Source organism: Bradyrhizobium sp. USDA 4501, from assembly GCF_054062115.1.
The window spans coordinates 406078-419203 of the sequence record NZ_JBSSEX010000001.1 but is presented as its reverse complement, the minus strand read 5'-3'; the positions used below and the strand labels follow the sequence as shown (position 1 = coordinate 419203).

General features: G+C 63.1%; 13 protein-coding genes. 9 read left to right on the top strand and 4 right to left on the bottom strand.

Going from position 1 to position 13126, the window contains the following annotated elements; translation table 11 throughout:
* Nucleotides 1–59: 59 nt before the first annotated feature.
* Nucleotides 60–692: a response regulator transcription factor gene (locus ACVWZM_RS02095; protein WP_076826313.1), complete on the top strand. Its 633-nt coding sequence runs from the start codon at nt 60–62 to the stop codon at nt 690–692.
* A 124-nt stretch (nt 693–816) separates the two neighbouring features.
* Complete coding sequence (locus ACVWZM_RS02090) at nt 817–1236, top strand: response regulator transcription factor (protein WP_456784541.1); 420 nt, start codon at nt 817–819, stop codon at nt 1234–1236.
* 16 nt (nt 1237–1252) lie between these two features.
* Here the strand turns inward: ACVWZM_RS02090 and ACVWZM_RS02085 are convergent, their stop codons facing one another.
* Entirely contained in the window at nt 1253–1834 is a 582-nt protein-coding gene (locus ACVWZM_RS02085) for an invasion associated locus B family protein (RefSeq protein WP_076826317.1), read from the bottom strand.
* Nucleotides 1835–1861: 27 nt separating this feature from the next.
* The gene (locus ACVWZM_RS02080) at nt 1862–2749 is read right to left on the bottom strand and encodes an alpha/beta hydrolase family protein (protein ID WP_456851661.1); all 888 of its coding nucleotides are present in this window, start codon (nt 2747–2749) and stop codon (nt 1862–1864) included.
* 163 nt (nt 2750–2912) lie between these two features.
* Between ACVWZM_RS02080 and ACVWZM_RS02075 the strand changes: the two genes are divergently transcribed.
* From ACVWZM_RS02075 to ACVWZM_RS02065, 3 genes are all read left to right on the top strand, one after another.
* Complete coding sequence (locus tag ACVWZM_RS02075; RefSeq protein WP_456851659.1) at nt 2913–4607, top strand: SulP family inorganic anion transporter; 1695 nt, start codon at nt 2913–2915, stop codon at nt 4605–4607.
* Nucleotides 4608–4792: 185 nt separating this feature from the next.
* Nucleotides 4793–7543 (top strand): decarboxylase, encoded by a 2751-nt coding sequence (locus ACVWZM_RS02070; protein ID WP_057017149.1) that lies wholly within the window; start codon nt 4793–4795, stop codon nt 7541–7543.
* Between the two features lie 91 nt (nt 7544–7634).
* Nucleotides 7635–8069: a hypothetical protein gene (locus ACVWZM_RS02065; protein WP_456856599.1), complete on the top strand. Its 435-nt coding sequence runs from the start codon at nt 7635–7637 to the stop codon at nt 8067–8069.
* 40 nt (nt 8070–8109) lie between these two features.
* On the opposite strand, the gene ppk2 is transcribed toward ACVWZM_RS02065, so the two are convergent.
* Nucleotides 8110–8910, bottom strand: a complete 801-nt coding sequence (gene ppk2 / locus ACVWZM_RS02060; protein ID WP_057017150.1) for a polyphosphate kinase 2 — start codon at nt 8908–8910, stop codon at nt 8110–8112.
* A gap of 22 nt (nt 8911–8932) precedes the next feature.
* Complete coding sequence (locus tag ACVWZM_RS02055) at nt 8933–9388, bottom strand: hypothetical protein (protein ID WP_057017151.1); 456 nt, start codon at nt 9386–9388, stop codon at nt 8933–8935.
* 155 nt (nt 9389–9543) lie between these two features.
* Here ACVWZM_RS02055 and ACVWZM_RS02050 point away from each other — a divergent pair, with 155 nt between their 5' ends.
* The 4 genes from ACVWZM_RS02050 to ACVWZM_RS02035 all read left to right on the top strand — a co-directional run bounded on the left by ACVWZM_RS02050 (nt 9544) and on the right by ACVWZM_RS02035 (nt 13058).
* Entirely contained in the window at nt 9544–9981 is a 438-nt protein-coding gene (locus tag ACVWZM_RS02050) for a hypothetical protein (protein ID WP_194295332.1), read from the top strand.
* Complete coding sequence (locus ACVWZM_RS02045; RefSeq protein WP_057017152.1) at nt 9974–11206, top strand: HlyD family secretion protein; 1233 nt, start codon at nt 9974–9976, stop codon at nt 11204–11206. Before ACVWZM_RS02050 ends, ACVWZM_RS02045 begins: the two co-directional genes overlap by 8 nt.
* Before the next feature lie 24 nt (nt 11207–11230).
* Nucleotides 11231–11644, top strand: coding sequence for a hypothetical protein (locus ACVWZM_RS02040; protein ID WP_229189524.1), 414 nt, complete (start codon nt 11231–11233; stop codon nt 11642–11644).
* A gap of 91 nt (nt 11645–11735) precedes the next feature.
* Nucleotides 11736–13058: a TAXI family TRAP transporter solute-binding subunit gene (locus ACVWZM_RS02035; protein ID WP_229189525.1), complete on the top strand. Its 1323-nt coding sequence runs from the start codon at nt 11736–11738 to the stop codon at nt 13056–13058.
* Nucleotides 13059–13126 lie beyond the last annotated feature (68 nt).

Genomic DNA, 13126 nt, shown 5'->3' with positions numbered 1-13126 from the left:
CAGATCGCCGCTGATGGACATTCTACAGGTAGTGGCGATCACCCGGCGATGGAGCAGCAATGCACGCTTACGTGCACATAGTCGACGACGACGCCTCGTTTCGCGCAGCGCTCGAGCGCCGGCTCAAGCTCGCAGGCTATCGCGTCGTCACCTACGCATCGGCCCGGGAATTGCTCGACCAATTGCCCGACGACGAAGGGGCCGGCTGTATCCTGCTGGACGTCCGCATCCCCGGAATGAGTGGTCCGGAGCTGCAGGGCCGCCTCAACGAGCTGGGCTCGACGCTCCCGATCGTATTCCTGACCGGACATGCCGACACGGCGACGACCGTCCAGGCGATCAAGGCAGGTGCCGAAGATTTTTTGACCAAGCCGATCGCGTCGGAGCAGCTGATCGAGGCGATCAATCGCGCCCTTGCGCGGCACGAGCTGGCCCGCGGCCGGCGAACCAGGCTCGATTCGCTGCGCGCGCTGCTGGCGAAGCTGACCCCGCGCGAGCGGCAGGTGTTCGATCTGATTGTGTGCGGCCGGATCAACAAGCAGATTGCTCACGAGCTTGGCACGACCGAACGCACGATCAAGGCGCATCGTCACCAGGTCATGGAGAAGATGCAGGTGCAGTCGCTTGCCGAGCTGGTTTCGATCGCCGAGCAGCTCGGCACGCGCGCGTCCGGTGGCGAGGTCAAGGCTTGATCGGCCGGGCAGCTCTGCCCCTCCTGTCCCATGGTACAATATGAAAGCTCTGTGACGCGGCGTATCTCCGATCTTGGCCGCGAGAATATTGCGCGCCGGTAGCCGCTTGACGTGCCCTTTATCCATGCGTGGGCGAAGGTCATTCAGCGATAGGGTGAGGCTTCAGGATTTGCCGACCGCGAAACTCGTTTTCGTTGTGGATGATAATCCTTCCATGCTTCGTGGAATCGGACGTCTGCTGCGGGCGTGCGGATTTGCATCCAGGCTATTCGAGACCGGCGGTGCGTTACTGAGACATGGCAGCTTTGACAGCGCGGTCTGTCTGATATTGGACATCAATCTCAGCGATGGGTCCGGGATCGAACTGCGGCACCGCCTGGCGGATCAGGGCATCGAAATCCCCGTCATCTACATCACCGGAAATGACAATCCGGCGACGCGCATGGCGGCAACGGCATCGGGATGCGTGGCCTATCTGACCAAGCCATTCACTGCCAATTCGCTGATCCAGCCGATTGAACGGCTGTTGGCCGGCGTGGTCTAGCGGTTGCCGGTCTCGATCATTCATCGATGACTTGATCGAGCGTCAGCGCAGGCGCGCCCTTGCGCGTGCTTGCAAAGCGGTCGAGCGGCACCGATGTCGTCATCGTCAAAATGCTGGTGTCGACGACCTCGATCGAGAGCGTCTTTCCGCCATCCATGTCCTCGAGAAGCTTGGGATCGGCGACATCGGCCGCGATGCACATGTTGGTCGCGCACCAGGTGTAGGGCAGCCGATGAACCGCCTTCTGGTCGACCGATAGCTTGACGCCGGCTTGTAGATACATCCCGACCGGCAGGAATAGCTGGACGCGGCTGCTGCCGTCCTCTCGCTCGATCAGATCGAGGCGAACGGCCGTCTGCCCGGTGGGGAAGGTGCCGGTGATCGTCGTCCGGCATAGCGTCTTGGCGCCGGCGGCGTTGAAGCAGACCTTTCGCCACTCGCCATACTTGATGTCCCGCACCGGCTGACGTGCCCCCCGCGGGGCTACTTCGCCGCCGTCTTTCACCGTAGCAGGCGGTGAGGACGTCTGTTGAGCGTGGGCAGCACTGATGCCGGCCGCAAACAGCGCCAACTTCGCCAAGGCACCATATCGGACCATGGATGCTCCTCCAGCGCGAACGGCCGCCTAGCGAACCTTGTCGAGAAATCGTTCGACCAAAGGCGACCATATGGGAATGGAATCGGGAGAGCCGATCAGGAAATGCCCTTCGTCGCCGAACGGCGGCAAAAGATGGTACTCGGCACGACCGCCGGCGCGCGTGAAGGCCTCGTGCATTCGCTTCGACAGGGCCGGGCCGAAGAATGTGTCGTTCTCAATGTAGAACCACAACATCGGCACCCGCGATGTATGGCCAAACATGCCGGTGGCCTCGACCAGTCTGTCGGGGCCGCAATTGTTGTTGGGTTTGCCATCGACGCGGCCGCCGCGGCCTGCGGCGAAGGTGATGATGGCCTTGATCTGCGGCGGGTTGAGGCTCGATAACGCGATCGCAGCCCAGCCGCCGGCCGACTGTCCGACGACGATGACATCCTTCGGCAAGGTGCGCTTTTCGGCGGCCATGTAATCAATGATCCAGAGATCGACCTGCGCGACGGCGAGGCCCGCATCGAGGAAATTCGGATTGGTGCATTTGCCGATCTTGGAGAAGAACGGGCCATAAAGACCGCGTTCGGGAATATCGATGGCCGCCGCGCCATAGCCGGTCCCGACCGGTGCCACCACGAGATAGCCGCGCCGTGCGAACCACATTGCGGCATCGCGAAATTCGACCAGCGGGAAGAAGCTGCGATCCCTGGCGTTCAATGACACGCCGTGGTTCATGATGACCAGCGGGAAAGGGCCATCGCCGAGCGGACGGACCAGATAAGCGAACATCGGCAGCGGGGTAGGCAGCGCCCAGATCTCTTCCTGGATGCGCTGGGACGTGTCTTGGTCCTCCGCGCGCGCCGGAGCGATCAGGCCAAGCAACAGCAGCGCTGCGGTTGCGAGGGTCCGTAAGCGGTGCTGACGCATGCCATGCGCTCCGGCAGTCATCTGGCAAATCTGCAGGTCACGACGATCGAGCCGCGCAAGATCAGAAGCACATTTGAGCACTTCGAGGCTTGATCTGAATCAACGCGCATCGGGCCCGCCGGCGCAACCACATGCGACCATTGTGCGTCATACGGCGGGCTTGATGTCGATCCAGGCAGAGACGAGTTGGATGCGCTGGTTTCCGCCGGCGAACTGGCTCGCCGACTACCGGGCATCCTGGCTCGGGGCGGACGCAATCGCCGGGGGCACGCTGGCAGCCTACGCGATCCCGGTGTCGCTGGCCTATGCGGGGCTCGCGGGTCTGCCGCCGCAGATCGGCGTCTATGGCTATCTGCTCGGCGGCGTGGGCTACGCCCTGCTGGGCTCGTCCCGGCAGCTCGCGGTCGGACCCACGTCGGCGATCTCGCTGATGATCGCCGGCGCCGTCGGCATACTGGCCGGCGGGGACGCCGCGCGTTACGGGCAGATTGCCAGTCTCGTGGCCGTCAGCGTCGCCGTGCTCTGCCTGATTGCCTGGCTGTTCAAGCTCAGCCTGCTGGTGCGGCTGATCAGCGACAGTATTCTGGTGGGCTTCAAGGCCGGAGCGGGGCTCACCATCATCACGAGCCAGCTGCCCAGCCTGTTCGGCGTGGCAGGCGGCGGTCACAATTTCTTCGACCGCGCGATCAAGCTAGCGGGCCAGCTCGGCGACACCAGGCCGTTGGTGCTCGGCATTGGTGTGGCTGCGATCGTGCTGCTCCTGTTCGGTGAGAAGAGACTGCCCGGAAAACCCATTGGGCTGGCAGTGGTCGCGCTGTCCGTCCTCGCGGCCAGTGCATTCGGGCTCGCAGAATTGGGACTTCCGGTGACCGGGCCGATCCCGACCGGGTTGCCGACGATGTCGTTCCCGACGTTTGGCTTGCTTGAATTTGACGATCTCTTTCCGATCGCCGCCGGATGCCTCGTGCTGGCCTATGTCGAAGGGGTGTCCGCCGCGCGAAGCTTTGCGGCAAAGCACGGCTACCCGCTGGATGTCAGGCAGGAGTTTCTGGGACTCGGCGCGGCCAATCTCGCCGTAGCCTTCGGGCATGGCTATCCGGTTGCCGGCGGGTTGTCGCAGTCGGCCGTGAATGACGCCGCCGGCGCACGCACGCCGCTGGCGCTGGTGTTCTGTTCGGCAACCCTCGCGCTCTGCCTGCTGTTCTTCACGGGCCTCCTGACCAATCTGCCGAAGACCGTGCTCGCCGCGATCGTTTTCTCAGCCGTCTACAAACTGGTCGATATTGCGGCGCTCGCCAGAATGTGGCGGATCAGCCGGATCGATTTCTATGCCGCTATCATCGCGCTGGTGTCCGTCCTGTTCCTCGGGATATTGCAGGGCGTGCTGCTGGCGGCCGTCGCTTCGATCTTCCTGCTGCTGTTGCGGGCGTCGCAACCCAATATCGCGTTTCTGGGCCGTCAAGCCGGCAGCGGGCGCTATTCCGACCGGGCGCGACACGATGATGTCGAGCCCTTGACCGGGATCATCGCGTTCCGCCCGGAAACCTCGCTGCTTTATGTCAATGCCGAGACGATCTTCGAAACGGTGCTGGCGGCGCTTCGGATGTCGCCCGACGTCAAGCTGGTGGCCTGTGACCTGTCGGCCTCGCCGTTCATCGACCTTGCGGGGTCGCGCATGCTGCACGACCTTCACCAGGAGCTCGCATCGCGCCAGATCACATTCTGCATCGTCGGCGCGCACGCGCAGTTGCGGGATCTGCTTCGGGCGGATGGTCTTGCCGACAAGACCGATAGCGGCGACTGGATGCGTACGCTCGACAGCGTATTGAGCAACAGGAAGCCGCAGGCAGGAATCTAGCGTGCGCGGCCGCACGGACTGCCGCGACATTCCAGCCTTGTTGCGTCGCAAGACGTCGCGACCATGCGCGCTTGGGGAGCTGTCTCAATCCAGCTTGCAGCTTGACTTGGATCAAAGGGCGCAACGGGCCCGGTTTGTACGATTGGACAGAACCAGCGCTGAGATCACGAGATCGGGAGACACTCATGGCCAACGACGCGAAGCCGGCACAGCAGCGCATCGATCAGTTCTTCTCCGGGCCCGGCGGACGTGCCGACAATTGGCGCGATCTGGTCGAGGCGGCGAAGGTGTGGAGCAGGGGCGGCGACCGTGCGGCGTATGACGCGGCGCTGACGGCGCTTGCGGTGACGGAGGAGTTTCACGGCTATCCGGGCCTTCGTTTGATGGCGGCGTTGAAGGAAGCCGCGGCGGCGGGCGACGCCGCCACCTCGCATATGCTTGCGACGCGGATCGCCCAGGCGCTTCAGACAAAATCCTTCCGCCAGCATGCAGGTGACTGGAGCACGCAGGACGAGGGCAATGGCGACGTTCCCGATCTGCTTCCGCCAACTCTGGGGCAATCGGCGGCGAGACGGCCGTATTTCGAGACGCTGATCGTGACCGGAGTGCCAGCCAGCAACTGGCCGGGACTCCTGGCGGAGTGGCGCAAGCTGCGGCGTCCGGTCGACGCCTTCATCTATGAGCCCGTGGTCGTGGGCAACCTCGAGGACGCCTTCTGTGCGGCCATGCTGAACCCCAATATTGCGGCGGTGGTGATCAATGAAGGCTTCGGGCTGCGCTCGCGCCACGATGCGCCGGTGCTTCGTGCCATGACCGGCGCCATGGGACTCAGCGAGGAGTCCGATGCGTCCGCGCTCCGGTTGGCCCATATCCTGAAGCGGGTGCGTCCCGAGCTTGACCTCTACCTGATGTCCAACCGCGACGTTGAGGAGTTGGCCGGCAATCCCGAAGCCGATGTGGTGCGCCGGGTGTTCTACTCGGTCGAGGATATCCTCGAATTGCACCTTTCAATTCTGGAGGGCGTGCAGGATCGCTTCGACACGCCGTTCTTCGACAATTTGAAGAAATATGCGCAGCGGCCGATCGGCACCTTCCACGCGCTGCCGATCGCGCGCGGCAAGTCCGTGTTCAAGTCGGACTGGATCCGCGACATGGGCGAATTCTACGGGCTAAACCTGTTCCTTGCCGAGAGCAGCGCGACCACCGGCGGCCTCGACAGCATGCTGGAGCCGACCGGCAACATCAAGAAGGCACAGGAGAAGGCCGCGCGCGCGCTCGGCGCCGACCGCGTGTACTTCGTGACCAACGGCACCTCGACATCCAACAAGATGGCGGTGCAGGCGCTGCTGGGTCCCGGCGACATCGCAATCGTCGACCGCAATTGCCACAAGTCGCACCACTACGGCATGGTGCTGGCCGGCGCGCAGCCGCTCTACGTCGAGGCATTCCCGATGACGGAATACTCGATGTATGGCGCGGTGCCGTTGCAGACGATCAAGCAGGCACTTCTGAACGCGAAGGCGGATGGCCGGCTCGACCGGGTCAAGCTGATCGACCTGACCAATTGCACCTTCGACGGCCACATCTACAACACGCGGCGGGTGATGGAGGAATGCCTCGCGATCAAGCCTGACCTGATCTTCCTCTGGGACGAGGCCTGGTTCGGCTTCGCGCGGTTTTCGCCGTTCCTGAGGCGGCGAACCGCGATGGGCGCGGCGAATGAGATCGAAGCCTGGATGCGCGATCCCAGGTCGGTCGCCGCCTATGAGAAACAGCAGGCCGAGCTCGGCAAGAATCCGTCCGACGAGGTTCTGCTCAAGACCAGGCTGATCCCCGATCCGCGCCAGATCCGGTTGCGCGTCTACCAGACCAACTCGACGCACAAGTCGATGTCGGCGATCCGCCAGGGCTCGATGCTGGCGGTCAAGGACATCGAATTCCACACCGTCGAAGCGCAGTTCAAGGAGGCCGTATTCACGCACGCCTCGACCAGCCCGAACCAGCAGCTGATCGCGAGCCTCGACGTCTCGCGCCGGCAGATGGAGCTCGAGGGATATGGACTGGTGGCCAATGCCATGGAGATCGCGTTCGCTATCCGCAACGCGGTCAACACCAATCCGTTGATTTCGAGATATTTCCGCGTTCTTGGCGCGGATGCCATGGTGCCGAAGCAATACCGCGAGAGCGGATTCACCGACTATCTGGCGGCCGGGACCAACTGGGCTAGCGCCCTGAAGAGCCTGAACGACGACGAGTTCTGCCTCGATCCGACCCGCATGACGCTGGTCTGCGGCACCGCCGGGTACGACGGAACGTCGTTCAAGGGGCTGCTCGCCAGCCGCTACAACATCCAGGTCAACAAGACCTCGCGCAACTCGGTCCTGATCCAGTCCAACATCAACAATACGCGGAGCGACGTCGCGCATCTCGTCCGGGTGCTGGCCGAAATCTCCGGTGAAATCGATCGCGGCCTGACCAAGGGCGGCGCGAACGCCAGGGTCGACTTCGACATGCGGGTCAACAGCCTGATGAAGGATGTCCCCGACTTGCCGAACTTCTCGCATTTCCACGACGCCTATCGCGGCGATGCCGGCGCGAAGACGAATGAGGGCGACATCCGCGGCGGATTCTATTCGGCCTATGACGCGGCAGGATGCGAATATATTCGCCTGCACGATCCCGAGATCGACAGGCGTCTGAAGAACGGGCCCGCTCTCGTCTCCGCCAACTTCGTGATTCCCTATCCGCCGGGCTTCCCGATCATGGTCCCTGGCCAGGTTATCACGCAGGAGACCATCGATTTCATGCGCAAGCTGGATGTGAAGGAGATCCATGGCTACGACGCGGCCGAGGGCTTGAAGCTGGTGACGACCGAGGCATTGGGCAGGATGGGCAAGCCGCGAGCGGCCGCGCCGAAGTTCAAGGCTGCATCATAGACGAAGGAGAGTCCGCAAGGCGTCTTCGCATTCTTGCGGCGATGAGTCTTGCGCAACGAGGCGTAACGCAACCGGTTCCTGGAGGGACATGATGAGGAAAGTGAGTTTGATCGGAGCTCTCGCAATGCTGGCCATTGGATTGGCCGGCTTCAGCACGCCGTCGCTGGCTGAAACCGGCTCGGTCGCCGTCATCTTCACCAAGGGTGGATTCATCGTTGGTGTCGGAGGCGGCGAGGGCGTCTTGACGCTGCGCGGCAAGCACTATCCGTTCACCGTGTCGGGCATGAGCGTCGGCTTCACGATCGGCGCCTCGACCACCAAGCTGGTCGGGCGCGCCCTCAATCTCAGAGGGCCTGCCTCGATCGAAGGCTCCTACAGCGCGGCAGGCGCCGGTGGGGCGATCGCCGGGGGCGCTGGCGGCGTGCAGCTTCAGAACGCCAATGGCGTGATCCTGCAGCTCAGCGGCCCGAAGGTCGGCGCCGAAGTCTCGGCCGCCGTGGGCGGGGTTTCCATCCGCTTGAAATAGATCCGGAGATCCAGGCCGCGCCCGGCGCGGCCTGGACCCTCTAGTAGCGTTCCTCGACGAACTTCATTCCGCGCAGTCCGGCCTGATCGTTGTAGCGACCCTTGTTGGAGCGCTTGGGGAGCTTGACCTTGTCGCGCTTGACCCGTCCGTGAGGAATTGTCTTCAGCAGGAACGAGATGCAATTCAGCCGCGCCCGCCGCTTGTCGTCGGAACGGATGACGTTCCAGGGCGCGTGCTTCGAGCTCGTCGCCTTGAACATCAGGTCGCGCGCGCGGGAGTAATCATACCAGCGGCGATAGGATTCCGTGTCCATCGGGCTCAGCTTCCATTGCCGCATCGGATCGTCGATCCGCGCCCTGAAGCGGCGCTCCTGCTCCTCCATCCCGACCTCGAGCCACAGCTTGATCAGGATGATGCCGCCCTCGATGATGTATTGCTCCATCTGCGGGCAGAGGGAAAGGAATCGCTTGTGTTCCGCCGGCGTGCAGAACCCCATCACATATTCGACGCCCGCGCGATTGTACCAGCTGCGATCGAAGATCACGATCTCGCCGGCCGCCGGAAACTGCTGCATGTAGCGCTGGATGAAGAGCTGGGACTTCTCACGATCCGAGGGCGCGGGCAGGGCGACCACGCGAAACACGCGCGGGCTGACCTTCTCGGTCAGGGCCTTGATCGTTCCGCCCTTGCCGGCCGCATCGCGTCCCTCGAACAGGATGATGACCCTGAGCTTGTTCGCCTGTACCCAATCCTGGAGCTGGCAGAGCTGGGCCTGCAGCTTCTGCAGCTCTTCCTCATAGTCCTTGCGCTTCATCTTCTCGGTCGGCTTGTCTTTCGCCATGGATATCCGTCCATCGTTTCAACTAATCACCCCAGGCAATGACAATGCCGATGTCGCCGGGCATGCCGCCGGGGTAATCAACGATCTGATAGCGGATGCGGTAGCCGCGCGGCTGCAGGTAGTCAGCCCAGAGCTGGTATATTTCCTTAGGGATACCCGTCAGCGTCTTCTCCCAGCCGGCCTCCATCTGATTGATCGCTCGCCCCTTGTCGGAGCACAGCGAGTTCGGGAAGCGATAGACCTGGACCTCGCTCAAGCCATTGCGCACCGCCCGCTGAATCACCGTCGACGCCAGCTTGACCTTCTCGTCCTCGGTAAGCCCCGAGGGCTTGCTCAGCCGCTCGATCAACGCGCGCTTCTCGGCTTCGATAGCAGCCGCACGCTTGGCATGCTCCTCGGCCTTCTCCGCTTCCTTGAGCGCTGCCTGCTTCTGGATCTCGTGCGCCTTCGGGATCAGGTCATCGATCTTGTTTCGCATGGCTGGGGACTCCTAACCCGATCTTCCACCTTGCCCCCGGAACGGTAGGGATGAGCCGACCGGCTTCCTTGATCCAGATCAAGCAAGCGCGATAGGATCGTCAGCAGTGTCGATCAGGATTCGCCTGCGGTGTTATTGCGACCGGGAGACTTGGCTTGAGCGAACAGATGCATCCGGCGGCCCCCCATCATCTGCCGTTTTTCATTCCCGGCGCCGACGGGTCGGACACCCTGATGGTGGTGATGGGCATTTTCCTCGTAGCCACCGTCTTGTGGGTTGGCACTCTGTACTGGAAGCTGCACAGCCTGCCGGAGCGCATGGCGCACAAGAGCCAGAAACTTCAGTTTGAGATCGTCGCCGTTCTCGGCTTGATATCGCTTTTCACCCACATGCATATCTTCTGGGTCGCCGGCCTGTTGCTGGCACTCATCGACCTGCCGGATTTCGGCACGCCGATGCGCAGCATCGCAGATTCCGTCGAGCGCATAGCCGACGCCACGCCGGGCGCTGCCGAACCGGTAGCCGAATCCGGACCTGGCGGCGGTCCCGATGTCCGGACGCCCGCGAAGCAAGAGGTGCACAACCATGCTTGAGCTGATGATCTGCTCGCTGGTGACGATCCTGCCGGATTACCTCTACCGCCGCTATCGGCAAGGCAAGCGGTTCGGCAAGGAGATCACGTTCTTCTCTGTCTGGTATGAACTGAGATGGGGGATCACCGGCTGCCTGATGCTCACGATCTCGCTGATCACGATGATCTTCTACTTTCATCCCTCGACAACCTCGGCGGCGATCTACTTCAGGACCGTGCCGATCCTGCCCGAAGGCTCCGGACGTGTCGTCGAGGTCAATGTCGGCTTCACCGCGCCGGTGAAGAAGGGGGACGTTCTGTTCCGGCTCGACAGTTCGAAGCAGGAGGCCGCGCTCGAGACCGCCAAGCGAAAGATCGCCGAGGTGGATGCGTCGTTGATCGCGGCGCAGGCCGACGTCGTAAAGGCGGACGCTCAGATCGGGGAGGCGAAGGCCTCCTTGCAGCAGGCCAAGGACGAGCTGGAGGTGAAGAGCGAGTTGCAGCGCCGCAATCCCGGCATCGTGCCGCAACGTGACATCGAGAAGCTGCAGGTGCTGGTTGATCAGCGGCAGTCCGGCGTCGATGCCGCCAGCGCCGCCAGGGAGTCGGCGACGTTGCGCGTCTCGACGCTGTTGCCGGCCGAGAAGGCGAGCGCCGAGGCTGCGCGGGCGCAGGCGCAAGTGGATCTCGACAAGACCTTCGTCCGTGCCGGCGTCGATGGCCGCGTCGAGCAATTCCTCGTTCGCCCCGGGGACCTCGTCGCCCAGATCATGCGGCCGGCCGGAATCCTGATACCGGACGAAGCGGGCCGCAACAGGTTGCAGGCGGGATTCGGGCAGATCGAGGCCCAGGTGATGAAGCCCGGCATGGTCGCGGAAGCCACCTGCATGTCGAAACCCTGGGTGATCATTCCACTGGTCGTCACCAGCGTGCAGGATTTCATCGCCGCCGGCCAGTTTCGGGCCAGCGAGCTGTTGATCGACCCGCAGAATCTGCAACAGCCTGGTTCGATCCTCGTGTTCCTCGAGCCGCTCTACAAGGGCGGCCTTGACGGCGTGACGCCGGGCAGCACTTGCATCGTCAATGCCTACACCAGCAACCATGACGAGATTTCCGATCCGAAAACCGGGGCGTTGAAAGGCTTTGCCCTGCACGCCGTCGACGCGACGGCACTCGTTCATGCCTTGCTGCTTCGGATCCAGGCTCTGCTGCTGCCGATCAAGACGCTGGTGGTTAGTGGCCACTGACGGGTGCGAACAGGGAGACAGCAGATGAAACCGGTCCGTAAGCTTCGCGCAATCGTGGCGACGGGCATGATCTTCGGATTGCCGGGTTACGCGCAGGCTTTCGATCTCACGGGTGCCTGGGCCACGAGCGCCGAGCAATGCCGAAAGGTGTTCGCCCACAAGGGCAGGGCGAACCAGCTGACCTTCACGAACTTCTCAGGCGTCTATGGCGGCGGATTCATCGCCGAGCCCGATCGCCTCCGGAGCAAGTTCGAGAACTGTAAGATCAAATCGCGCAAGGACGACGGCCAGACCATCAACATCATCGTCGGTTGTGCGTCCGGAATCATGGTATCGAATGTGCAGTTCTTCCTTAAGGCGGTCGACGACGATACCATTACGCGCCAATTCCCGGGCATCGAGGGGATGGAGGTCAACTATCATCGTTGCAAGATCTAGAGGCATCTGCTCCCCGCGCTGGCTCAGCGCCGCCGAACCGTTGTCGGCTGGCGCCGAACCGATCGAGTGATGCGCCGTGGATCCCAGCAGGTTGCCGAGGTCATTGCGCATCGCCCTGGTGGCCGGCCTTGTGCTTTTGGCGGGGGGTGCAAGCCTGTTTGCCTATCGCTGGTACGAGCGACCGACGACCCTGACGATCGCGGTTGGGTCGCTGGACGGCGAGGCCGGGAGGCTGGTCTCGGCGATCGCAGGAAAGTTCGCCCAATCGAAAGCACCAGTCCGGCTCAGCCTGGTCCAGACGCCGGGACCGCTTGAGTCCGCCAAGGCATTCGCGTCCGGAAAGGTGGACCTCGCGGTCGTCCGTGGAGACGTCGGCGATCTATCGCAGGCCCAGGCCGTGATCGTGTTGGCCCACGCCACCGTCCTGTTGGTCGCGCCGCCCGGCGCTGCGATATCTGACGTGGCGGAGTTGAAACGCGTCGCGATCGGTGTGATCGGCGCCGAAGCCAATCAGAAGCTGATCAAGGTGCTGACCGACGAATACGATCTGACGCGCGCGGGCGTGACGTTCAAGCCGCTCGCCCCCGCGGATGCGCGCCGGGCGCTCGACACCAAGGAGGTACGGGCGATCCTGCTCGTCATGCCTTTGACTGAAAAATATCTTTCGCTGCTGCGCAATGTCTTCGCGCGCACCACGCGAGCCGGCCCGGTGATGATCGCCATCGAGTCCGCCGGAGCGATCGCCGAGAAAGAGCGCGCCTACGAAAGCTTCGACGTACCCAAGGGAACCCTGCGCGGCTCGCCGCCTGTTCCTGCTGATGACCTGACGACGCTCCAGACGTCGTTTTATCTGGTGGCACAGAAGAAGCTTGGGAATGACGTGATCAGCGACCTGACGCAGTCGATCATGAACGCGCGGCGAGAGTTGCTCGCCGAACTGCCGGCGCTCTCCCAGATCGCTACGCCTGATACCGACGCGGGCGCCTACATTCCCGTGCATCCCGGGGCGGCTGCGGTCTATGAGGGGACCAGGGAGAGCTTTCTCGATCAATGGGGCAATGCGATCTTCCTGGCGCCGATGATCGCAGGCGGGCTTGCGTCGGTGCTCGCGGCGGCGTGGAAATTTCTCCGCTCGAGCGAGGCACCGAGCCGGAAGGAGGCGCTCGACACGCTTTATGCACTGGCAGGGCGAATTCGGATGGCCAGGCGTGTGTCGGATCTCGAAGAGATCGAGCGCGAAATCGATCAGGTGCTGCGTACGCAGCGCGAGCAGCCGGTCGCGGACGACAAGGCCGAGCGTGCCGTCACGGCGGTGAACGTTGCGGCCCATCGGCTCGAGAACCTGATTCACGACCGCCGCATCCACCTTGCGTCGCGACAGCCGGGCCAGGCCGGAAGCCAGGTCGAAAGCTGAGTCGAAAGCTGAGCCGAAGGACAGTTTCCTTGATCTCGATCAAGGAGGGGAGGGGATCGTGGCCGATG